14 protein-coding genes and 1 pseudogene are annotated in these 24,978 nt (G+C 43.1%); 9 read left to right on the top strand and 6 right to left on the bottom strand.

Annotated features, from left to right (window positions below; all coding sequences use genetic code 11):
- Positions 1 to 58 precede the first annotated feature (58 nt).
- Both A3712_RS02895 and A3712_RS02890 read left to right on the top strand, forming a co-directional pair.
- The gene (locus A3712_RS02895; protein WP_063522209.1) at positions 59 to 958 is read left to right on the top strand and encodes a LysR family transcriptional regulator; all 900 of its coding nucleotides are present in this window, start codon (positions 59 to 61) and stop codon (positions 956 to 958) included.
- Positions 959 to 1,899: 941 nt separating this feature from the next.
- Positions 1,900 to 2,367, top strand: a complete 468-nt coding sequence (locus A3712_RS02890) for a hypothetical protein (protein ID WP_017106387.1) — start codon at positions 1,900 to 1,902, stop codon at positions 2,365 to 2,367.
- A gap of 224 nt (positions 2,368 to 2,591) precedes the next feature.
- Here the strand turns inward: A3712_RS02890 and A3712_RS02885 are convergent, their stop codons facing one another.
- The 4 genes from A3712_RS02885 to A3712_RS02870 all read right to left on the bottom strand — a co-directional run bounded on the left by A3712_RS02885 (position 2,592) and on the right by A3712_RS02870 (position 14,108).
- Positions 2,592 to 3,464 (bottom strand): hypothetical protein, encoded by an 873-nt coding sequence (locus A3712_RS02885; protein ID WP_063522208.1) that lies wholly within the window; start codon positions 3,462 to 3,464, stop codon positions 2,592 to 2,594.
- Positions 3,465 to 3,474: 10 nt separating this feature from the next.
- Positions 3,475 to 4,620 carry a hypothetical protein gene (locus tag A3712_RS02880; RefSeq protein WP_063522207.1) on the bottom strand — a complete coding sequence of 382 codons (1,146 nt, stop codon included), beginning with the start codon at positions 4,618 to 4,620 and terminating at the stop codon, positions 3,475 to 3,477.
- Positions 4,621 to 4,843: 223 nt separating this feature from the next.
- On the bottom strand, positions 4,844 to 11,611 hold the full coding sequence (locus tag A3712_RS02875) for a TcdA/TcdB pore-forming domain-containing protein (protein WP_063522206.1): 6,768 nt from the start codon (positions 11,609 to 11,611) through the stop codon (positions 4,844 to 4,846).
- A 1,045-nt stretch (positions 11,612 to 12,656) separates the two neighbouring features.
- Positions 12,657 to 14,108: a trypsin-like serine protease gene (locus tag A3712_RS02870; RefSeq protein WP_063522205.1), complete on the bottom strand. Its 1,452-nt coding sequence runs from the start codon at positions 14,106 to 14,108 to the stop codon at positions 12,657 to 12,659.
- Positions 14,109 to 14,236: 128 nt separating this feature from the next.
- On the opposite strand from A3712_RS02870, the pseudogene A3712_RS26465 reads away from it, so the two are divergent.
- Positions 14,237 to 14,462, top strand: a pseudogene (locus tag A3712_RS26465) (DUF3187 family protein); the annotation flags it as partial.
- Between the two features lie 109 nt (positions 14,463 to 14,571).
- Here the strand turns inward: A3712_RS26465 and A3712_RS02865 are convergent.
- A complete protein-coding gene (locus tag A3712_RS02865) occupies positions 14,572 to 15,315 on the bottom strand; it encodes a sporulation protein (protein ID WP_063522204.1) in 744 nt (247 codons plus the stop codon).
- Positions 15,316 to 15,492: 177 nt separating this feature from the next.
- On the opposite strand from A3712_RS02865, the gene hutC reads away from it, so the two are divergent.
- From hutC to A3712_RS02835, 6 genes are all read left to right on the top strand, one after another.
- Positions 15,493 to 16,206, top strand: coding sequence for a histidine utilization repressor (hutC, locus tag A3712_RS02860; protein ID WP_063522203.1), 714 nt, complete (start codon positions 15,493 to 15,495; stop codon positions 16,204 to 16,206).
- A 113-nt stretch (positions 16,207 to 16,319) separates the two neighbouring features.
- Positions 16,320 to 17,564, top strand: a complete 1,245-nt coding sequence (gene hutI, locus A3712_RS02855) for an imidazolonepropionase (protein WP_063522202.1) — start codon at positions 16,320 to 16,322, stop codon at positions 17,562 to 17,564.
- A complete protein-coding gene (gene hutG / locus A3712_RS02850; RefSeq protein WP_063522201.1) occupies positions 17,551 to 18,612 on the top strand; it encodes a formimidoylglutamase in 1,062 nt (353 codons plus the stop codon). The genes hutI and hutG overlap by 14 nt, the downstream gene beginning before the upstream one ends.
- Positions 18,613 to 18,672: 60 nt before the next feature.
- Positions 18,673 to 20,367 carry a urocanate hydratase gene (gene hutU, locus A3712_RS02845; RefSeq protein WP_063522200.1) on the top strand — a complete coding sequence of 565 codons (1,695 nt, stop codon included), beginning with the start codon at positions 18,673 to 18,675 and terminating at the stop codon, positions 20,365 to 20,367.
- A 14-nt stretch (positions 20,368 to 20,381) separates the two neighbouring features.
- On the top strand, positions 20,382 to 21,914 hold the full coding sequence (hutH, locus tag A3712_RS02840) for a histidine ammonia-lyase (RefSeq protein WP_063522199.1): 1,533 nt from the start codon (positions 20,382 to 20,384) through the stop codon (positions 21,912 to 21,914).
- A gap of 207 nt (positions 21,915 to 22,121) precedes the next feature.
- Entirely contained in the window at positions 22,122 to 22,847 is a 726-nt protein-coding gene (locus A3712_RS02835; RefSeq protein ID WP_063522198.1) for a DUF3581 domain-containing protein, read from the top strand.
- 94 nt (positions 22,848 to 22,941) lie between these two features.
- Here the strand turns inward: A3712_RS02835 and A3712_RS02830 are convergent, their stop codons facing one another.
- Positions 22,942 to 24,597, bottom strand: coding sequence for a S1 family peptidase (locus tag A3712_RS02830; RefSeq protein WP_063522197.1), 1,656 nt, complete (start codon positions 24,595 to 24,597; stop codon positions 22,942 to 22,944).
- Positions 24,598 to 24,978 lie beyond the last annotated feature (381 nt).

The raw sequence follows: 24,978 nt of genomic DNA, 5'->3' as shown, positions 1-24,978 counted from the left end.
TACGGGTGATACTAAAAACCTTAAAAAAGCACATCACTGTTTACATAATGGAGCTAATATGAATCTCACACATCTCGAAACATTTCTTAAAGTCGCTCGATTAAAAAACTTTTCAGCTGCAGCAGAACAACTTGACGTGTCAAAAGGTTTAGTTTCTCGTCACATAAAGTCATTGGAATCAGACCTAACATGTACCCTATTCCACCGCACGACACGAAGCGTGACATTGACGGAAGCGGGTAGAGAGCTACTTGATACCGCACAAAAGATTGAGGAGTTAACGCTAAAGGCTTCGAAAAACATTCAAGATTTATTAGCGGAAGACAGAGGTGATATCCGATTCACAGCTCCGAGTAGCCTGGGAAGTCAACTCTGTACAAAAATGCTCCCTGAATACAAGAAACAATATCCGAATATGAAAATTAACTTGGAGTTAACTACCGCTCTCAGAGATGTAGAGTTTGGTGAGTTTGATGTCGCTTTAAGAGCTCATGAGGACCTACCTGACAACTTAATCGCCAAGAACCTTGGAGCGATGAAGAACATACTTGTTGCGTCCCCTGATTGGCTAACCAACAACGTGATCAAAGCGCCTGAAGATATACAAAATGTGGAATGTATCCAGAATACCCTGAACCTAACTTGGAACAATTGGTCGCTATTTTCAAACGGCCACCAAGACGTATTAATTCGCTCTCAGGGTAAATACTCATGTTCAAGTTATGAAGGGATAAAAGCCCTCGCTACAGCACATATGGGGCTTGCTAACTTACCATTACCTGTTGTTGAAGAGTTGCTCGATAGCGGTCGACTGGTCAGAGTATTACCTGAATGGCACAGCTTACAGCATCATTTTTACTTGGTATATGCACAACAGCGATTTTACCCGAAGAAGCTAAGAGACTTCATCAACACACTCCTTATGTGGCGTGATGAGAATTCTCGCTGGTTTGTTTGATATGGATAGATAAAGTATTTAGATGACTCAAACTTTACGAAGGCTTGTAATTGGTTCTTTACCACTGCTCCCAACAACGTAGTTAAGGGTTAAGTTTTAGGATAGATGATTATCTCAATTTAGAAACAATTTTCACGTGTCGAGTAAGTTCCACGATACTAAAAACAAAATAATTGAGCATTATTTCTTATCTAAACTTCTATAGCAAAAGTTCTATCGCCAAGCGACTCCATGTTAGTAAACACTTTTGATCAGAACATAAAATACAAGTTGATCTACGCCCCCTCCAGCAAGATTCTAGTATTGGAACAAGCCGCCCATTATCAAAAGCCTAAGTTAACGTTCATTGTCACCTCTACAGTACGCCTAGAACCGATTGGCACATATTTAAACGTCAAAGGTCGCTAAGCAACGATTCCAGCTGGTCGTATAACTTAAAAAGCTAAGTTTAGATTTGAAACAAGTTTAATAGCTAACCCCAGAAAACAGCATTACACATTTAGGATCCGTTTATCGAAATATATTAATTCTTCATGACAGAATTTTTACCAAGTGCAACTAAGTGTAACGCTTTAGCTTCAGGCTAACCTTTGTACATAGAGAAGTACAAACGAAGCTTTCGAAAAATAATATTCTCCCTTCCCCCTTTAATGCATTAGCATTTTTATGCAGTAGTCTATACACCTCCAAAACAACTTAAAACCCAACCACTTTATTTACGAGGTAAATTAAATATTTTCACCCATGACTTTATTTTGAATTTTATTAATAGACTCCAGTACACTTCAATCTTAAATATTATTTACATATAACATAACAATTACACCAACCATCTATTTTTATAACATCTAACCACTGGCCGATAATAATAAATAAAACATTGAAAAAGTAATCATTTAGTTATAAATTCCAATTTTAAATCAGGTTAAATTTGAGAAATAATGAAATTAAAAATACTTTTATTAGCAACATCTTTTGCTTTGTCTCACAATGCTTCTTCTCGCGAAGTTGAAGCAAAAATTTATTGCGGCAATGACGAGGGAACAAATTGGGGTTGGCTTCACACTGATGAATACAACCCTAGCAATGAAAACATAGTCACTATTCGCGGCGACTTTAAATTCTTCCAAACAATGACGTATGATACATGGGAAACTCCACACTACATCCACAAAGGAGCACTTATTATTAGCGAATCATCGGATTACTATAAGTACTTGTCAGATTGTCAATCATATGGCTTTCACAATGATATCAATGGAGATAGTTGGCATAACTGGAATGTTCACGCAGAAATTCCTGGTTATTCTAGACATTGGATGGGAATTGCGACGAGAGACCCTGATATAATGCTAAGTCCGGGTTATTACTCAAGCTATAGTGGAAACCCAGAACCGACGAACAATTGATCAATCTCCCACCCTAAAAATCTTCACAATGCAATAAATTATTTAGTCATTTGCGAATCGTATGAAATAACAAAACTTGGTAACTATTTTTTACTTTTAAAAAGTGTTAAAAAATCTCACATCCCTTCAGGGTGTGAGATTTTTATTTCAAGCATTTTAATTATCACTTTTATCTTTAATAATTTTTATAAAAAATAAACTAACTTAAGAATGCTCATTGATATCTAAAGACTACAAGCTGATGTTGGCTTAGCTCCATTCCTTATTTGATTTCGCTTTAACGCACGCTTTTTAAAAAGATTAAACTTTATTCTTTCTTTTCGATGTGCAGTAAAGCTAACTTGAAGCTGAGCCTCTTCACCAAGAGCTAAACCGTCATTTTCACTCATGTATTGGTACCAAGAGTTATTCTCTAGATCATTGAAGTTTTCTGGTATCTGCCCTAAATAGCTGACATCTGCAGTAGCGATATGAGACCATGCCGCCAACTGCTCTTCAAATAACGGAGTACAAGATTCACAAGGAAGCTGATTCACAAACACCGTTAAATTTCCCCCCGATTCGAGATCTCCGCTAAGAATATCTCTTTCGATTCTTCTCATTGCTTTTATTTCAGCATCATTTGCTCTTGCAAAAGATGAAGCTCTAAAATAACGACCACTACTGTTGTACTCCTCTTCTGTAATTTTCCCTGTAACAAGGCGCTCATCAGCCCTCATTTCGGCCTCAATTTTTTGGGTAAAGTCAACAGTATGACCTTGTAAGCCCGGAGTTGGTGTCTCACCACTAAATGAGTGATAAATGCGAGTAGCGCGTTCTCCATTTGGCATGGTGTAATGATATTCAAATCGTGCAATCGACTTTGAACCGACTCTCTGGACACCTCGCTCTACATCACTTTTTTTAAAGTTGGCTGGAGATACAATGTCAATATATGCCTGACCATAAGAGTCAACAATTCTATCTACAGTGTCATTAAGCAATGTAGTGGCTACGCTCTCAGATTCAGTAACCCGAGAAACATTGACATCGGCAGAAAAAACGGAAGCAGAGAAGATAGCAAGCGGCATAGCTATTATTTTCATTTTATTATTCATTATTTTTTCCTCAATCTATCTCACAATATTCAGTTATAAATGCCTCTTGGCTCGCGGCAACCTCTTCATCTTCCCAGAGACCTTCCGCTCCTAATTCAGCAGCTTCGCTAGTAGTAAAGAAGTCAAACGAACTCAACCCCTCCATCGCCAACGCTAGTGGCAAAAGCGTATTCAACAAATTAGTTAAGAAGCTTCTTTGCTGGCTGGTGTGGGAATATTTTGGCGTTATCGCTTGAGAGAACTCTTGCGTATACCAAGTCCAAAGTGCTTTGTCTGTCATATCAACAAAACACTGATTTCGTGTATTCTGTGAACCTCGGTATTCAAAGTCTGAATTACAAGGGAAGTCAATGTAACCCACACGATCAACAAGTGCTGCTGAAAGGCGTGCTAATCGATACTGTGTTTTGAGATATTTACGGTTATGCTTATATGGATTAATAACAGAATTAATAGAACCGTTTAATACCGTTATTAAGTACTCTTTATCACTTTCCGATATCTGATTTAATCGATAAGTATCATTCAAAAATCTATCAATAACATCGGTATAGATCCCATTTCTTCTCCAACTAGATTCTTCGATTATATGACTCTTATCTCGCACAATTTGAACTGCTAACGCAAACTTTGAAACTAGTGCATGTACATTAAAACTATAATAGTCATCTTCAGCTGAGAAAATACTCCACGCTTTGTGATAAATATCAGGATCAACTTGAGCTTTCACGACATTTGCTCTAACAGCTAACGGGTCGTTGTGGTAGAAAAAGCTGCCTGGGACAGAGACACCACCCGGATTAAGTTGAACTTCGGAAAACTCGATTTTTGGCCTCGCTTTAGTGTAACCGGCTTCCTTGGTAAACAAACTTAGGGAAACAGTTTCAGACGGTTCTACATCATAATGGCTTTTAAAGTCTCCCCAGGCTTGTTGCCAAGTAATATCATTAAGTAACCACTCTGAACTGTAGTCGATATTAGAGTAGTCTGAATCTTGCTGTAGCAGAAATATATCTTTTACATATTCAGCGGTATACCTCTTTGCCGTATCGTTGTGGTGAAGTGCCTTTATAAACGTATCAGCTTGTACAGCAAATGTACTCGATGAATAGGGCGCTATTATCATAATTGCCAACAGCGATGTTTTCTTTATCATATTTTCTTATCCTTTCGACGCCAAATAAAACCAATTGCATACCAAGCCAAATATCACACTCACTAAAAGATATGTTTATAACAATAAGTCGAATTTTTTGTAATTATCGCTGATAAGATAAAATCAAGTTAAATCATTATTTTTTAAATACTATTTTGTTAATTAAGAATGAGATATAGAAAAGCCCCTCTCGGGGCTTTATATGTTAAGCAAATTTGATTCGCTACAAATTTAATTCGCTTAATTCGACAATACCATCGATACTACGGGCATCCAGCGCTGATATTATGTAGATAAGTCGTACAGGCTGTGCATCACCTGCGAACCTCAACGCTAATTTACTCTTTGAGGCGCGTTCAGCCTCTTCAATCACAACATATGTACTGTTCGCGATCACCAATTTAAGTTGGTTTCCTTCGTATTGGATTACGACTTGGTCACGATCAAAGTCAGATAAGTCAATAAACGAAGCATGGCTGTTATCGTTGATTAACACTTGTTTGTACCGACCAATAGCATCATTTATGTCGTAGCCATTACTGCGGCCCGATGTCGAGAGAACAATAGCATCTGTACCGTCGAGTTTGACCACTTCAATCAGCTCACCACGAGTAGGCTCCGAAATGAGTGACCAAGCATCGCCAGTTCTAAACACATCTTGGTAGCTCCCTATCGAGATACTCCCTTGTTGATCATCGGATTGAATCAGCTCGTTGGTTTCTGGTACGAAGAACAGTTCACGCACTATAGGGCCTTCCACCGAGCCAATCCAAATCGCTTGTCCTGATTTGCCGAGACGAATCTCTTTGCCCGTTTCGATCACAAGCCAGCGATCACTGTTTTTGCCTAGATGAATCACGGCACCAGTTTCAAAACGTTCTGATAAAGTGTCTAGTATCCCCTCGCTCTCTATCAGCCAATGTTCACTAACTTCGACAAGCTTTGGCAGTTCATTCGCCGTCAACTCAAACACCAACCCGCTCTCTGTTTCTGCTCGATAACCGTCATGACTCACATAAACGTCAGTCAATACCTCACCAATCAAATCAGACTCAACAGGCTCAGTCAGTAGTCCGTCGGCAATGAATCGGAAGTCCGGTGTAAAGTTATACATTTGTTCTAAAGCGAAAGAAGGCTGGGTATATAACTTGCCTGTCATTGGCTCAAACAGCCAAACAGATTGGTCGTCTTTCTTACCAACCAGTTTTAGTTGCTTATCGCTCCATTGGTTTGGTATTAAAACAAACTGCTCACTTGACGGCAGATACCACGCTTTCAGAGCTTTACCATCAAAATCTGACAATCCAAAAATCATAAGCTGATGTTTGGTGCCGTTAAATTTGGCCACCAACGTATCTTGCCAGTTGTACTGATACTGCTCCATCCATTGCTGGTTAATTGCGATCAGGCTTTGCGTCCCCTCAGGCGTTAACACATGAATTTCGCCATTGTCACTCGCGATATAGACATGCTCCTGGGCAGTAACCTTGTCACCTTCTTTTAGAGTAACGTTTTTAATTCGTCCCTCTTTTTGAAGATAAATAGATTGTTCTTTCTCACTATAGAAATACGCGACATTCCCATCCACAAGCAGCAACTTGAGCTCTTCCATAGCAGGTAACGTACTCACGACTGTTGCCTTTTCTTTGCCAATAATGCTCCACACTGGGGTTTCACCTTCAACGGCAACTTCAATGGTATCAGCCAGTTGTGTAGGCATTTTCTCGTAAACCGAAAGGTCAAATGGTGCAAATTCGCTCGAACTCATGGAATCCGTGATTAAACGTCTGTGAGCCGAATCGACTGGCGCAACCAGAGCTTGATACAACCGTTCATTGCCATGAATGTCTGTCAGCATTAATCCACCTTCTGTTAAACGGTACAGATATTTGATTTGCGACTGATCAGGCATATGGTACGTGGCTGCAACATGAACAACGTTCGCCTCCGTCCAAGCATTGAAGCTGACAGAGATAGAAGGCCTAGACGGCTGGAATAACGTGTAAAAGCCCGTCATCTCGCCAGTGGCAATATCAACTTTCCATAATAAGCCATACTGCTGATTAAACAGCCAAGCTTCATCACTGGTTGCCGTTAGCAATTGCGCTTGCTGCGAGAGTTCAACAGAAACATCGCGGCTCACTATCACACGATCATTATTAATGTCGTAATAAGCGGTACCAAGAGGTTCTCCGGCTTCTTCATAATTATTGATAACAACATAATCACCAAGAAGCTGATGCTTTTCAGCTAACGCTTCAAGGTGCTCAATCACATGAGAGCTGCTCTCGTCTTTTTGAGCGTCTGTCGCGATCAACGACAGTGTTAAGTCTTCCACCTGCCAGATTTCACCTTGGTCTGTAAATACTTCGACAACTGACTCGCTCAACGAGGAGATATCCAGGGTGACGGTGCCAATTTTCAACACTTCATTCGTTACTTCAGGTGTGGCTCCCTTAATAGCTCTCGCGTCAACCACCCACTTGACCGATGCTGCAGAGTCTTCTGAAAGTACGAACTTCGCGTGCGGCTGTACGATCAATTCTTGTTTACCCGATTCAGCACTCAAATGGTAAGTCAGCTTTCTCAAACCAAGCTCTTTAACCTCTGGCGTGACGACAATACGCTCCATATCTCCCAGCTTTACGGATACAGTGTGCGGAACGAACTGCTCTCGCATAGTGCGTATGACATATTCCGATGGGAAAACGTAAAAGTCGAAGTCGAAATCAAGATGCGTTTCAAGCGATCTTAATATACTGAATCCTTGGTCGTTCCTAGTGGTCGAGCCTGGTAGGATTTCATAGTCATAATCAATGTACGACTTGCCTGTTGCGGGTAGCACTAGTGTGGAGCTGTGAGAATCGATACCAACGTACGAGCCATAGCCTAGTCGCTCTCTTAGCGGTAAAGCCTTAGACTTGTCTCTCAATGCTTTTGGTAGATCGCCCGCCCAAAAGAAGTAGTTCAACCAACCGGATCCGGTTTTACCGTGCTTAGAAGAGTAAAGGGCTTGGCTACCAAGCTCCATTTGGCCGTTTGATAAATCAATTTGGTTAATGACCGCGCCAGGAATTGGCAACAAAACATTCTTCTCAGCATCATAACGGTATCCACCTTCACGGTAAGCATTGTCGACTTGATAGAAGTAGTGCCCTACTTGTTGCGCATCCATCGCAATATCACCAAACGCTTCAGCTAATGCAGTAAAGCCTACCCCTAAACCACCGACGATAGCTCCAGCTTCTCCCAGTACTAAAGCAGTCGTAGAAGCTTCTGCAATACCAGCCCCCAAAGCGGCTCCGCCGATCACAGTGCCGACCGCATTAAAACCAAGTTGAGTTCCGAAGATTGCTTGTTGTTGAGCATTCTGCGCATGGGCAAGTTCATAAGCGCTCAAACTGACATTCACAGCACCAAATACCAATCCAACGCCCTGGTTCGCAATGCCTGATAGGCTGTTTACTGTAGCGTTTACAAGCTCAGCATCGGTAGCTACGGCAACCTTAAATAAATTTACCATGTGCTGAGCATCCATCAGAAGGCCATGGGAGATCTGTCCTGCCATAACGTAGCTGTGAATCTCCAGTGCTTTCTGTAAGGCACTACTTTTCTCACCCGAGATTTCGCTTCTTTTTTCGTTTTGAAACCAAGTGATAACCGACTGAACCGCGAAACCTGCATTCAAACCATCGAATCCTTGTACGTCTTCAAATTCAAAGGTTGGAACACGTTGGCCAGTGCGAAGATCAAAGCGAGCCTTAACGTTGGCATATTGCTCATGGAGATACTCACTAACTTGGATCAACTCTCGCCCTTGAATTTGTACCCTTTGTTCCATTACCCCATCTGGTGAAACAAAAGTGATAGCGGAATATCCGGGAGATGACTCCTCAATGCTCCCTATTACTGGCAACCACTCCTCTGGCAATCGATACTGAGTCTTCGCACGTTCTATCGCGCTGGATAATAAGCTGGCATGCTCATAAGCTTTGACTTTAGTTAGATTCATTCTCAGAGCGATATCCTGTTGTGCTTTACTCTCTGAGTTTTCTAAAACGATAATAGACTCATCATCGTCAATCGTCATGATAGATGCATCATCATCAATAGTGACAATGGAATCCTCGTCGCTCAAAGTAACGATAGAGTCTCCATCTCTCACCGGGCTAAGCGGCTCTGCAGAAGAGAGGTCGAAAACCTGCTGACCAGGTAAAATTTCTACTAGAGACATTTTGGATGTATCAATTGCTAGCACGTTGAATTCAGGGTTAGCTTTGGTCCCCAGTGATAGGTAGAATTCCGCCATCTCATGCACCACAAAATGTGCTTCTAACGCTTTTTTGAGAGATTTCAACGAAGAAAATTCAACAGCTGCAAAGTTAGGATCATAGAAGTAAAAACGTTTCTGTCCCATATCATTAATCGCAGCAACACCAACCGAATGTGTACTCGTATTGACCGCTAGTGAAACTTGTCCTTGCTCCGAGAGACCACGTTCTACAGCCGCTATAATGCCCGCAATATCGAGTTGGCCGATCATTTGGCTGCTTTCTCTTGCCTCATAATTCGAGTGCAGGTTGCGAAGTGCATCTAACAAGAAATGGCTTTCCGCATCATGTGGGTTTGCAGCACCGATAAACAGCTTGTCAGAAAAGTTTCGGATAGACTCTGTACCCCTAGAGATCGCAACAGACATCGCGCGTACCAGAGGGTAACAACGCCCACTACCATCACCCATCAGCGTCAGCACAAACCCTTGAGGTAGGCTCGCGACAACTCGACCACCTAAACGAGACATTTCTCGATTAAACTTAGCGGTAAAATCTAAGTTCTTAGTGATGTTCTCTTTGGTAATTTGATTGCTGATTCGCCTAATTAGCGCTCCTTGCTGCCGAGCATCGAGATCATTAGACCCCAATAGCAATAACTGCTTTTGCGTCAGAGTCATTGACTCGTCGTAATCAGGAAGCCAAATCGCTTCAAAATTATTATACCCGTCCTCGTAAGCGGCTTTTTTACTGCCTGATAGATCTTTTATTGCTCTCTCTTTTACCAAGAAACGTTGGTGTATTTGGCTCTTATCAAAATTGCCAGTCCTTAGGCTGTTGTCTGTAACAATGAGCTGCCCTAGGCCACTTTCTGACTTTTGCTGTAGGTTCAGCCACATCTGATCGACCTGCTCAGACAAGGTAATCATTGATTGAGAGTTGTTGTCTAGCTCCAACAAGCTGGCACGCAGTAACGATAGCTTCTTCATCGATTGTGCGTTATTTGAGTTACCGGGTAGTTTTAACTTGGCGAGCTCAGCAATTCTTTGTCTAGCAAGCGATTTTCTCTGCGCTGAGATCTTCTTAGTGAGTTGAGTTCTCAGCTCATTCCACCGCTTTAAGCTTGAGTGCGTTTCTAGCACTTTCGCTTCCATTGGGTCATAAGGGAGGTCTTCAATCTGAGCCGTAGACAAACCAAACCTTTTTGCCAGCTCAAGTACCTCTTTCTGCAGGCTTGTACGATTTTGCTCAAACAGTTGAGTTAAGTTTTCACCGACTGGCATAAAAGACACCGCCGTTGTGGAGCCCGTACGGCGAACCTCTAAATCACTAAAACTATTGAATGACTGCTTCTGTACGACGCTTTGCCAACCTTTGTCATTATAAACAAAGAAGGTAACATCGAGTCCTTTATCAAACTTGGTCACATCTCCAATGCGATACCCTGAACTTAAATCTCGCAATGCAACAACATTATCGTACAGAACGTAGGCGTGCGGACGCTTGTCAAAGTAAATGCGATAGTGATCAGCGTCTTGATCGACCACAACAATCGTTCCTCCATTGTTGGAGGCCGCCACTAAAACCTGGCCGACTCTGGCAGACTTAGCAATATCAATGAATGAGGGCATATTGTCGAGTAAAGGCTCACCGATAACTCGCAATTTGTTACTTCTGGAAAATTGGGTATTCTCAAACCCCAATTGGTAACCATCAGTCCCTGATTGCATTAGTGGTTTGCCTTTATGAAGCGAGTATTTACCCATAAGAGGCGTAACATCAAGAGTATGCTCTTTGAGGAATCGTTGGGGATCACGGATGAAATCAGCAGCCGCTGTCATAGAGTCCATTTGCTCAGATTTATAATCAAAAGCAGAGTCGAGCAAAGGAATACGAGAAGAATCATAACCATGAGCGCTTAGCGCCTCTGGTAGCAAAACCGCTAGACTCTCACCACCAAATAAGTTTTCAAGAATCGCATCAGTCGCAACAACCGCTCTTGCACCACCGTGGCTGGAGAAAGCAAAACGTGAGCTTTCAGAATAATTTCGGCCTTTAGCAAGTGAAACCATACCCAATGGGGTGTGTTCAACCCAAGCTTGTTCCGGGATACGTTGCGCTAAAAAGTCGATGACTCGTTGAGCATTGTTGATGTCCGCGCCCTCAATATACAACACAGCTTGGTCCGTCAATGAGCCAAAATATGCCGGCGCCATAATTTTCGCCTGCCTGACTACATCTGCGACTTCACCAGAGTACAAATGGCCGAAAGCGCTAATCACTTGCGGTAAGTACTCTTTGGTAAAATTGAGGGTAATTCGAGACGTAAAAAGAGACTGCGATTCTGGCTCGGAATAAAACGTTTCCGGAATAAAACGGGCAGAAGTCGCGCTGCTGATAAAACTAGCCTTGGATACTTCAGCTATGGGGCGTTCGTTGAAGCCCTGGATGTTAATATTTAACCCAGCACTAGACTCGTCAAGTTGACGCAACATTTGATAAACACCTTCACTCTCTTCGGTATTTAGAGGTGTTAAAACAGGAGGTTTTGCTGAAGAGTAAGCGTCATAAAAGTCTTGATGTACATTCGACTTTAACAAGATGTACTGCTGGCGAGCCCCAACTGTCCAATGCCCTTCTTTACTCAACGTTGATTTGATATCCGATACCAGCCGCCTGTTTGCTGGACTGTTTAAGATTGAATCACGCGTACTACGCATTGCACTTAGAAAGGCGTTAAATCCCACTTGATACTGCCTTTCTTCAAAAGTCGATGAAGAATAAACTGAATTTGAAATGTGGATATCATTCCCCTCTTCACTAGATAGCGAGTAAGGACTAATAAAGGCCGACGCCAATGCTGTCGTTAATAGTTTTTTTCTCATAATGGTTTAATTTATAAAATGCAATTTGATTTATATAACTAACAAACCATTGGTAATCAATCAATAAATTTTGAGTATATTTAATTTCAAGCACCAAAAATGAAGGATAAAAGAAAAATAATTAAAATAATGTAAATTTAAACGAAAATAATACATAAGGTTTAATCAGAATTTAGGTTGTAGGTGGTACAAAAAAACCATAAAAATCTGCATTCCCCAATATAGTCAAAGTAAGAGAAGTTACAACGTACTGCGCGAATTTTAAAAATTTATGTATGCAGGCTTTCCCCAATAAGGAATGAAAATATGATAGTTTTTCAGACATAAATACAATCATTATTTAGAAGCGTAATACCTTGCTAATTATCATTTCAAATGAATAAGACTCGGAAAAATCTATATAAATAGGCGTTTTTTCCTAAATCAGTTGGACCTTTTTCAACTCATGCGATCTAAAACTTTATGATATTTAGAACATTGGTGAGATGGGGAAATGAATCAGTAATGACTCTAAAGCATAGGACAATAGCGGAATGATAAATACCATCAGGTAATATCTACGGCTCTATATTTAAAGAGGCTCTGTATCGATGTAAAGAATAACGATGAATCGGAATAAGGCTTGAAAGCAAAAGTAAATCTCAACTTATCTGCTAGTGTCTCACTACAAACAAGGCATGTAGTATCCAGCATAAAGACGGAGCCGCTGAAATCATAAACGCAAGATAAGGGAGCGTATCGGGAAGAGGAAAAATTCAGAAGAGGATACTCGTAAATACCTATTATAAGTAAGAAGAAAGTTATGGGACTCTTGCTCGACTGAGCCCCATATATTTTGAACTAATCTACTGAACCCTGTGTTTACTGTTTAGGTACTTTATCATTTTCTGTCTTCCAATTTAGAAAATGAAGAACGAAGAAAATAGGTCATAAGAAGGAAAAACAAGACATAGACACTTAAACCACCGCCACTACCATTGCCACTCGCTTCACCACCACCAACCTCACTACCCTCTGTTGGATTAAGGGGCTTAACATTTGTTGGATTAAGGGGCTTAAGATTCTCATTCGACGAGCTTGCAGGTTCATATTTTACAGCAATAGTCAGCGTATTTTTTGGAGTTTTCAGTTCAATAAGACCATCTTGATCTTTATCAAGAGTAAAGGTTAGTTCACAGCGCTCAAAAGGGTCTACCTCTTTGTTACAATCTGAATCTGGATACATAGTGATATTGTCACTGCTATACACATTACTATCATCCAAAAGATTCACAGGATCAGGGGTTAAATTTTGAATAGTAAAGGTAGTTCCTTTACCAATCTCACTGACTTTGATTAGGGTAGGCCCGTTCCAAGAGTTTATAAATGGAGCCATCTGTTTAATAACCTGTTTAGTGAACGCTTGGTACAGAACAACTCTATTGGTAGAAGATGGAGAGCTATCAGCTTGGTATATCCCCGCATGCGTAACTCCATAAGTTAAATCAATTCCATTTTGTTCTACCACTATAGGACCACCGGAGTCACCATGGTTTGCATTACTGTAGCCCACATTATCATCATAACTAAACTTGTTGCTTTTTGAGCAGACCAATTCGTCCATACTACTCGGCCACCAATCCAAATCTGTCGGGATTTCATAGGGTTTAAGTTTACAATCGCGTTCTAAAGAAACCGTTGTTTGTAGCAAATAGTCTGAGGGGCGTGGGTCATCTGAGAAGTCGCTACAGTCCCCAGACAAACAGAGAGTATTGCCGAACCCCATAACTCGGGCAGGTTGTTTGTCGATCATAGCCTCATAGTTTCCTAGATAAACGGCTTTATCGAGCACCAAGCCTTTGTTAATGTAATTTTCTAAATCAAGGACGATGATATCTTTATTATACATCCAGTCATCGTCTCCCCATTGACTGCTTTCTCCCGAAATATTCACTACCTGAGTAAATATTTCAGGCTTTTTATTATCAGAAGCAACCTTTTCCAAACCAACAACTATATTTGCACTTAAACGCAATTTACCTTCTTTTGGAAATTGTTGTCCTGGCAGCTTTCCATACCACCATGGGTCTGGACTATCACCTTCTGCAAAGCAATGGGTAGCAGACAAAAAATACCGACCTGCAATAATGACACCGCCACAGTTAACTCTTGATGGAAAGTCATAATCCACGTAATCAAGGGTTAAAGCTGAAAAATATGGGTACTTCCCTGCTTCTATATGCTCACCGTCATTAATTTTCAGGTCACCATTAGCGAACACTGAGTGTGAGCAAACAGTAAATAATAGCGTTGAGAAGCAAGCTTTAAAGTGTGTCGAAGAGAATCTTCTCATAAGAACATACCTTCTGTAATAGAGTAGGAAAATACCGAACATGTTACACGCTTTGCTTTAATCAGAAATGAAACCTTATTCTTTATTTACAACACTATCAATTCTAGCTTGTTTATGAATAGAGTTTGCAAAAAACATTCATCGTCAGTCACGAATTGCACATTAAGACTAAATGGTACAAAGGTGCTAAATATGGTGACAACCAACTTTAACAAACAAACATTGAAATAATTTTTGGCTACAGCTATGTGATGCAACGCTCGCCAGTAGAGGGTATCCATCATTGAGAATATCTTCAATATGGACAACTCGACCGATGTGGCCTTTCAATTGGCTTATCGGCACCAGTGGTGAATCTAATTAAACAGAAGGTGATGGAATAAAAAAAGCCGAACAGTTAAGTTCGGCTTTGAAATCGTATTATCACTGTTAATAGACAGAGCGACGACTAACAGAGAGGCAATTACGCACTCAAAATTCTTGAGACTGCAGTGCGAATGTCAGAGTCAGCCGCGTTTGCTGGCAGGCTGAATGAGATGTATTGGTCACCGCGGAAGCTCAGTGAACGGTCAATTTCGACTAAGCAGTGCACCATAGAGCCATCTACAATAAACGACAGTTCGATTTCTTTATTATTCACGAAGCCGCCGCTACGAAATTCAATCTCTTGGTAACAACCCGAACGTGAAGCGAAGGTATTCCCTTTCAAGTAGCCCTTCTCTACGTCTGCTTTCACCATTGTCATGCCCGAAGCTTCAACACCTTGAATGATTTTCGCGACTGTTGGCAATGGGTGAACGGAGATAAAATCACGGTCTTTAGGATCAATTGCGAAGCCGATATCTAGGTTGGTTTCTACCCAAACATGGCACTGATTCATTTTTGCGTTCAATGCCGTCACTGGCGTTTCATCGTTCAGTTTAAGGTGAAATGGCACCAACTTAGTTTCACCGGGTTGAATCACAAACGGCTCTACAGCTTGAATACGACCGAGTGAAAAGGTTTCGTAGCTAGTGCTGTCTTCTGTTTCCACCTTCACTTCTGTGTTGAGAACCAAGTTAATCATGTCGATTTGTTGCTCAACATCACCACCAATAATGTGAACGTTACCAGACAACTCGCCACCTTGGAAAACGTCAATATTGTCTAAGACGGTATCGACCTGAGCTGCACCTATGCCTAGCGAGGCCTTTAATTTCTTAAACATATCCTTTCTCTTTGTAATTATTTGACTAACTAGGGCGTGTTGACAATTTGCGACACTTGCCCCTTAGAATCAAGATATTTGCGCTATCTATGTTGAACAAGCTCACATCCTCTGAGGAAATATTGAAATCGTGAAAAAATCCGTTACTCTATTTGTATAGTCAAATAAGGTTTCATTATGTCGAAAGCGCCGCTCTACCTGCAAATAAAACAGTTCATAGACGATAAGATCAGCAATGGTCATTGGCCGGTTGGCTATCAAATCACCACGGAACTCGAACTCACAGAGCAGTTCAACGTGAGTAGAATGACGGTGAATAAAGCCATTCGAGATCTTGTGTCTGATGGCAAGCTAATTCGAAAACCAAGACTAGGCACTTTTGTGTGTGAACCACAGGAAAAAGCACAATCTCCCCTACTTGATATCAACAACATCGCGCAAGAAATCAAAGACCGTGGCCAAACGTACACAAGCCAAGTGACCAAACACGATAGTATCAAGGCTGATGAGATCACCGCTACACGGTTAGGTGTGATGATCAATGCGGAAATCTTCTATAGTGAAATCATCCACTTTGCCGACAACACACCGATACAACTAGAAGCTCGCTGGGTAAACTCACAAGCGGCTCCCCAATACTTAGAACAAGACTTTTCAACCTCAACACCAAATGAATACCTTTCCAAAAGTTGCCCGTTGAGTGCGATTGAACACACGGTCGAAGCCATCATCCCGGACTCCAATATCCGTCAGGCATTAAAACTAACGGAATCAGAACCTTGTTTGCTTCTTAATAGAAGAACATGGAGCAAGGAACGCCTTGTCAGCTTTGCATTACTCTACCACCCAGGCTCTAAGTATAAATTAAGCTCTAAGATAGTTTTAGATTAAAGAATATCATCCAGATCGCCGATCACATTTTTGCAACATCAACTTGATTCTGGTCAGTATTTAGCCTATTTATTTGTATATACATTTATTGTTTGGCAAAGATCTAGGTGATTATGAATTTGATCCTCAAAAATGCACGAGTGGTCTCGATGAGCTCGGGAGCCGACGGTTATCAACCTTCTTCCCCGCAAGATATCGTTATCGAAAACGGTAATATCGTATCCCTGTCACACTCAAGCGATGAGTCACTTCATTGTGAAACTGCGAGTGCTAGCCGCTCTGTTGATCACATCATCTACGACTGCAAAAATAAGCTCGTTACCCCAGGACTGATTGATTGCCACACACATCTGGTGTTTGCTGGTAATCGTGCTAATGAATTTGAGCAGCGTCTAAATGGGGTGTCCTACACCGACATCGCAAAACAAGGCGGTGGTATTTTAGCAACGGTAACGGCGACAAGAACCGCACAAGAAGCCGAACTGGTTGAGATGGCGCTGCCTCGATTAGACGGCCTTCTACGAAGTGGTGTCACCAGCGTTGAAATAAAGTCTGGCTATGGCTTAACGCTTAATGACGAACTTAAGATGTTACGTGCTGCTAAAGCCTTAGAAAACCACCGTCGTATTAAGGTTATCACCACACTACTCGCAGCACACGCTGTACCACCTGAATATAAAGAACAACCCGACCACTACGTTGATCTGGTATGCCAAGAGATCATCCCCAAGGCTGCTGAGCAAGGGTTAGCCGACGCAGTCGACGTATTCTGTGAATCGATCGGCTTCAACCTAGAACAAACCGAGCGTGTATTTGCGGCAGCTAAAGAACATGGGCTAGCGATCAAAGGGCACACAGAACAGCTTTCGAATATGGGTGGCAGTGCGCTTGCTGCTAAATACAATGCTCTCTCTGTTGATCATGTGGAGTACTTAGATGAAGCAGGTGTAAAAGAGCTGGCCGAATCAGGCACAGTCGCCACCTTATTACCGGGCGCTTTTTACTTTTTGAAAGAGACTCAACAGCCACCAATCTCCCTACTTCGCGAGCACAACATCCCAATGGCAATCGCGACCGACTTAAACCCCGGCACCTCTCCTTTTGCGGATTTAACGCTGATGATGAACATGAGCTGTACCCTATTTGGCACAACCTCGGAAGAAGCATTACGCGGGGTAACTTGCCATGCAGCTGCCGCCATTGGCGAGTCGCAAAACAGAGGCAAAATTGAAGTGGGTTACTCTGCTGATTTGGCTATTTGGAATATCGAGCACCCTGCCGACTTAAGCTATCAAGTTGGTGTTCCGCACCTGCATAAACGCATTGTTAATGGCGAGGTGTGTCATGACTCAATCTAAATCCAACAGCATTAACACAGTATCCACTACTCATAACTTTGTATGGACGGGACGCAATGATCTTGAAGATGGTGAGCTCGGTACTCGAGTTCATCACATTACCAAGCAAGTACAAAGTACTGATTTACATAACGGACTTAATGATAACACTGTTGCATTGGTTGGCTTTGCTAGCGATGCCGGTGTTGCAAGAAATAAAGGACGTGTTGGCGCAAAACAAGCACCTAATTTGATTCGCAAAGCGTTAGCTAATATGGCTTGGCACAATGATGCACGCGTTTCTGATCTTGGTGACATCAAATGTAACGATGATCAACTAGAAGTTAGCCAAAAGCAGTGTGCAGATGTGATTGCCAATGCACTATCAACCAGCAAAGTGATTACCCTCGGTGGTGGTCACGAAGTGGCTTGGGCGTCTTTCCAAGGTCTCGCTGAGCATCTAAATCAAACGGCCCATTCACATAAATCCGACGGCCTGCATAACGCTCAATCAGTTCACAAACCTAAGATAAGCATAGTTAACTTTGATGCTCATTTTGATCTTCGTGAATTTGAAAGCGACATCGCTGACGTCAAGCCAAGCTCAGGTACACCATTTAATCAGATTAGTGAATACTGCCACGCACATCAGTGGCCATTTCAATACGCTTGCCTAGGGGTAAGTGCTGCCAGCAATACCAAAGCGCTGTTCAACAAAGCCGACCAACTTGGTGTGTGGTACGAGCATGACCGCGACATCACCCAAGTAAACCAAACAGCTCAACTGGTTAAGTTGCAAAAATTCATCGCTGATTGTGATTACCTCTATCTCACTATTGATCTCGATGTCTTCCCTGCGGCGACTGCGCCGGGTGTCAGTGCCCCAGCGGCAAGAGGCGTCAGCTATGAAGCGCTCGCGCCTTTCCTAGAACAGATTTTTAAACACAGTGAGAAACTCATTATCGCGGACATTGCGGAATACAACCCAGACTACGACGTCGATGGCCAAACGGCTCGATTGGCGGCTCGTTTGTGTTGGGATATTGCCAGTGCAATGGCCAGTGAATAAACCAGCTATACAGATAAATACAACTACAACGATATAACGTGAAACAGAAGGAATTTCAAAATGACGGAACACCACAACAGTGACCCTCGTCTCGACACGACTCGCGAAATTCGCGCACCTCATGGCACCACTTTGCGCGCAAAATCTTGGTTAACAGAAGCACCACTACGTATGCTGATGAACAACCTAGATCCTGATGTGGCAGAACACCCGCATGCACTGGTTGTGTATGGTGGTATTGGTCGTGCAGCACGCGATTGGAAATGTTACGACAAGATTGTTGAAGTATTAGAGCGTTTAGAAGACGACCAAACACTACTTGTTCAATCGGGTAAACCTGTAGGCGTGTTCCCAACTCATAAAAACGCACCTCGCGTTTTAATCGCTAACTCGAACCTTGTTCCACACTGGGCAAACTGGGAACACTTCAACGAGCTCGATAAAGAAGGCTTGATGATGTACGGCCAAATGACCGCTGGTAGCTGGATCTACATCGGTTCACAAGGCATTGTTCAAGGTACTTACGAAACCTTTGTCGCTATCGCGAAGAAACACTTCCAAGGCGAAGCAAAAGGCAAATGGGTACTTACAGGTGGCCTTGGCGGCATGGGTGGTGCTCAACCTCTTGCAGCGACCATGGCTGGCTTCTCAATGATTGCGGTTGAGTGTGATGAATCACGAATCGATTACCGTCTGCGTACTGGCTATGTAGACAAGAAAGCCACCAGCTTAGATGAAGCGATGGCCATCATTAAAGAGTCTGACACACCTATTTCTGTTGGTCTGTTGGGTAACGCTGCTGATGTGTTCCCTGAGTTAGTAGAGCGCAACATCACGCCAGATGTCGTGACAGACCAAACCTCTGCCCACGATCCTCTGAATGGCTACCTGCCTCAGGGTTGGACGATGGGGAAAGCCGCACAAGAGCGCGCCATTGATGAAGCAAAAGTCGTTAACGCAGCTAAGAAATCCATGGCGATTCAAGTTCAAGCGATGCTAGACCTGCAATATCGCGGCGCTGCGACCGTGGACTACGGCAACAACATTCGCCAAATGGCATTAGAAGTAGGCGTAGAGAACGCGTTCGATTTTCCGGGTTTCGTTCCTGCTTATATTCGACCACTGTTCTGCGAAGGCATCGGTCCATTCCGTTGGGCTGCACTGTCTGGTGACCCAGAGGACATCTATAAAACAGACCAAAAAGTAAAAGAGCTGATTCCAGACAACCCTCACCTGCACAACTGGCTGGATATGGCGCGTGAACGCATTCAGTTCCAGGGTCTACCGGCACGTATCTGCTGGGTAGGTTTGAAAGATCGTGAACGCTTAGGCCAAGCCTTCAATGAAATGGTGAAAAATGGCGAGCTGAAGGCACCAGTCGTTATCGGTCGAGACCACCTAGATTCAGGTTCGGTTGCAAGTCCAAACCGTGAAACAGAAGGCATGATGGATGGTTCAGATGCCGTATCAGATTGGCCTCTATTGAATGCACTGCTAAACACAGCTGGCGGCGCAACTTGGGTTTCTTTACACCATGGTGGCGGCGTTGGTATGGGCTTCTCGCAACATTCAGGTATGGTGATTTGTTGTGACGGCAGTGAAGATGCTTCACAGCGTATTGCTCGCGTACTTCATAATGATCCAGCAACAGGCGTTATGCGTCATGCGGATGCGGGTTACGACATTGCTAAGCAGTGTGCAAAAGAACAGAAACTTGATTTACCTATGCTAAACGAAGAACTTCGTCGCCTTTAATGTCTGGAGAGAACATGTTGAATTTATTACTTAAACCAGGGCATCTAGGTCTATCTGAACTGCGTAAAATCAGCCGCAGCCCGGTGAATTTGTCGCTAGACCCTGAAGCTGTTCCAGATATTGAAGCGAGCATGCAGGTTGTCGAACAGGTGATTGCAAAAGACCGCACAGTTTATGGCATCAACACTGGCTTTGGCTTACTGGCGAACACCAAGATTGCTCCAGAAGATCTCGAAGTTCTGCAGAAAAGTATCGTACTTTCTCACGCAGCAGGCATCGGTAAATTCATGTCTGACGAAACTGTGCGCTTGATGATGGTACTTAAGATTAACAGCTTGTCTCGTGGCTACTCAGGTATCCGACTCAAGGTGATCAATGCTCTGATCGATCTAGTGAACGCGCAAGTCTACCCTTGTGTGCCACAAAAAGGCTCCGTCGGCGCATCAGGCGACCTTGCTCCCCTTGCTCACATGAGTACCGTTCTACTTGGTGAGGGTCAAGCTCGTCACAACGGTAAAATTATCACTGGTTTAGAAGCGATGAAGATCGCGGGACTAGAGCCAATCACACTCGCTCCTAAAGAAGGTTTAGCTCTACTCAACGGTACGCAAGCATCCACCGCATTCGCCTTAGAAGGCCTATTCGCAGCAGAAGACTTGTTCGCGTCTGCGACGGTATGTGGCGCGATGTCTGTGGAAGCTGCGCTAGGTAGCCGCCGCCCATTTGATCCTCGAATTCACCGCGTTCGTGGTCACCGTGGGCAAATGGACGCAGCGTTGGCTTACCGTCATCTGCTCGACCAGAAGAGTGAGATTGGTGAATCGCACACGTGTTGTGAAAAGGTCCAAGATCCTTACTCACTGCGTTGTCAGCCTCAAGTGATGGGCGCGTGTCTACAGCAGATCCGTAACTCAGCAGAAATACTGATGGTTGAAGCGAATTCCGTATCGGACAACCCACTAGTCTTTGCCGACGATGGTGACATCATTTCGGGTGGTAACTTCCACGCTGAACCCGTTGCTATGGCCGCAGATAACCTAGCCTTAGCCATTGCTGAAATCGGTAGTTTGTCAGAGCGTCGAATGGCACTGCTGATTGATAGCGCCCTCAGCAAACTTCCACCGTTCTTAGTCGACAATGGCGGTGTTAACTCTGGCTTTATGATTGCTCAAGTTACCTCAGCAGCATTAGCTAGTGAGAACAAAACACTGGCTCATCCAGCTTCTGTAGACAGCTTACCAACGTCCGCTAACCAAGAAGATCATGTGTCTATGGCAACCTTTGCAGGTCGTCGTCTTCGTGACATGGCAGAGAACACTCGTGGAATCTTGGCGGTTGAGTATTTAGCAGCAGCGCAAGGATTGGATTTTAGGGCGCCAAACCTCTCTTCACCTCGAGTAGAAGAAGCGAAACAGATCCTGCGTGAAAAAGTCAGCTTCTACGACAAAGACCGCTACTTCGCACCGGACATCGAGCAAGCTAACTTATTGCTCAAATTGTCCGTGCACAACCACTTAATGCCTGAAGGTATTTTGTGTAGTTTCTAAGTCGTGAAATAACACGTCACATAAACAAGGGCTATAGATTAGCCCTTGTTGCATGAGCCAGTCACCATATCCCCCTTAAAACCCTCACATACCATCTAACGTATTTATCTAATTGTCTGTTATATATGCAAAGTTAACTGGATAGACCATTAGATCGAAGTTAGTTAGCTATAATCCACCCCAGATTTGATGACTAATAGCGATACTATGTTTCTGACACCTTACTTTTCTACTGAAGACAATCAATTTCAATTCACTCGTGAACAAGCAAGCCACTTTGCTAAAAAAGTAGCCGGCGATTTCAACCCAATTCACGATGAAGACAACAAGCGCTTCTGTGTTCCTGGCGATCTTTTATTTGCGGTTCTTCTGCGAAAAGAAGGTATCAGCCAAAAAATGCGTTTTGATTTTTCAGGTATGGTTGGTAACGGTATTGCGTTAAGCGTTGATAACAAGTGTGAAAAAGAGAGCTCACTTATCGATGCAAATGGTAAAGAGTACCTACACATGTCTTGTGAAGGTGAGAAGAGCCACGATCAAGCCTTCATCGAGCACGTAGTAACAAACTATGTTAAGTTCTCTGGTATGAACTTCCCTCACATCATGGTTCCTCTTATGGAAGAACAACAAATGATGATCAACTGCCAGCGTCCTCTTGTGATTTACGAGAGCATGGAAGTTGAGTTCTCTCGCCTAGACCTTTCCCACCCAGAAGTTGAATTCTCTGGTGCGACTTTTGACGTTGAAGGCAAGCGCGGCATCGTGACACTGAACTTCGATTTCAAAGAAGATGGCGAAGTAGTCGGTAAAGGCGTGAAGCGCATGGTAGCAAGCGGCCTTAAGCCATACGACCAAGCTTCTGTAGACGACCTAGTAAACCGCTTCAACGAACGCAAAGAGATGTTTCTAGCTCAGTTCGCAGCAGCAGCTTAAGTAAGCTAATACAGAATTAAAAAGCCCGGCTTGATATCCTCAAGCTAGGCTTTTTTCATTCTAAACAATAGATCTTGGTTTAAGGCACTGTTATTTACTGAGTCCCTTTCCTCTTCAATGACGAAAGTGACTTACGCATCACCGTGCCACCCAACAGCACCGCTAGCCAATACCAACCCATTGAACCACCTGTCTTTTTGGTAGTTGGATCTTCCACCAAGCTTAACTCTTTAATCTCGTTACTATAAGCAAAGTTCTTAATGGTCACTCTGTCATGCCCTGCAGAACCCACCTCATCTTTGCTGTACGCAATCATGAAGCTATTGTCTTTAGCTCTCGCCATTGGCAGTTCAACAGTGCCAGATAATAGGCCTGCAAACGCGCCAACTTCAAAGCCGTTAATGTAGATCTCCATGTAGTCACGATCTTCTTCAGAAAAGACAGTGAGATCCAAAGATACGGTACCAGCGGGGATCCCGTCGACAATGAATTCGGTGGACTGGCTATTACCAATATCCGGTGACGCTATCGTATCCCCTTCAACATCCCAAGCTTCTGTGCTGTAGACTGCATTCTTAGGTATCGTGACGAGTGAATTCACCGTATTAGAAACCTCATTCGCGCCAATAGCATATGCCTTTGATGTCACTACACCCGCTAGTGAGTCGGTTAACACCTTGATACCAAAATCATGGTTCCCCACTGAGTCTATGTTGTAGCTTACAACTACATCACAGCCTTCATTCGGTGATAACGTCGCACAACTATTGCTCTTTATAATCGCACTACCATTGTAGGTTATAGGATCGTTTGTACCGGTAGCCAAAGATACGTTGGTTACGTTAACCTCTTGATCAGATTTGTTCGTAAATTCAAACTTGTGTTCAATCGGCCCCAAAGGTCGAGCGCCTAGCATAACTTTAGTTTGGTAACTAAAGCCTGCCGTCTTCTTACCTATCCAGTCAGCAAAGTGGCTTATGTTGGTGTAGACACCGTATGCCTCTGGCTGTGCGCAACCTTCTCCCCAGCTCACAAGACCTAACTGTTCGTAGTGACCATTAGTGGATAACATGATTGGGCCACCGCTATCCCCGCTACATGAATCAAGGCCACCCTCTTTGTAACCGGCACAAAAAGCATCAGAACCAATATCTGAATATCCATCTCCTTCACCAAGGTTACAATCTCGCTGGCTAACTAACGGAACATTCACTTGATGCAACTGGCTCGTGGATGAGTATTGCTCTTGCGATGAACTCTGGTCGCCCCAACCTATGACGGTTAACATCTGACCTGCACTCAAGTTATCACGGACATAACCATCGACTAGGTCAACCGCAGATTCCATGGGCTTATCACTAAGCTCAATAATGGCAATATCATTACTCGCAGGCTCTTGAGTATAGCTTTCATGGGCATAAATTTGCTCAACAGAATAACGGTGCTGATCTACGTCGGGCGAAGAAAGATCAGAGGCACCAATGACAACTTCAAAATCTTGGTTGCTGCTTGCTTCGATACAATGTGCTGCGGTGAGTACATATCGCTCACCAATAAAACTTGCACCGCAGAACTGCCCTTCGTAGGCGTCCATATTTTTTGAAACAAGCGCGACCATGAATGGCCAGCTACCTTTTTCAGCTTCGTTCCCATTGATAATTTGAGGGGAGATATCTGCCAACACTGGCATTGAAGAGAGGCCAACCGCATAAATACTTAATGGCAGCCATTTTGTTTGGATATCTTTCATTACCTAACCTTTCATTTGTTTTAATAATGACAGGTAGGCTATTTGATAAAAAATAAATATAAACGCTAAGTACATCAAAATATGGCTTACCTTGAAAACGTAACGGATATTAGTGGTTGGTTAACTGATTACCCCACAGAGTAAATCAGACCCAACGTCTAACCTTTTGTTTGTAATCAACATATTCGGCACCGAACAATTGCTCTAATGCTCGTTATTCTGGTTTAATTTGGAACTGATTGGCACCAAGTTAGAAACAGAAATTGGTGGTAGCGATAACCGTGAATTCAGATCAATAAAGCCCAGCTGATTTCATCAAGCTGGGCTTTCGCGTTTAACTACAGGTGATAAGTTGGCTATCAGTCTTAAGCTAGCGCAAGT

It is taken from the genome of Vibrio sp. HI00D65, from assembly GCF_001635455.1.
GTDB lineage: Bacteria > Pseudomonadota > Gammaproteobacteria > Enterobacterales > Vibrionaceae > Vibrio.
Note: the sequence above shows the minus strand (reverse complement) of the source record. Positions and strands in the feature narration are given on the sequence as shown.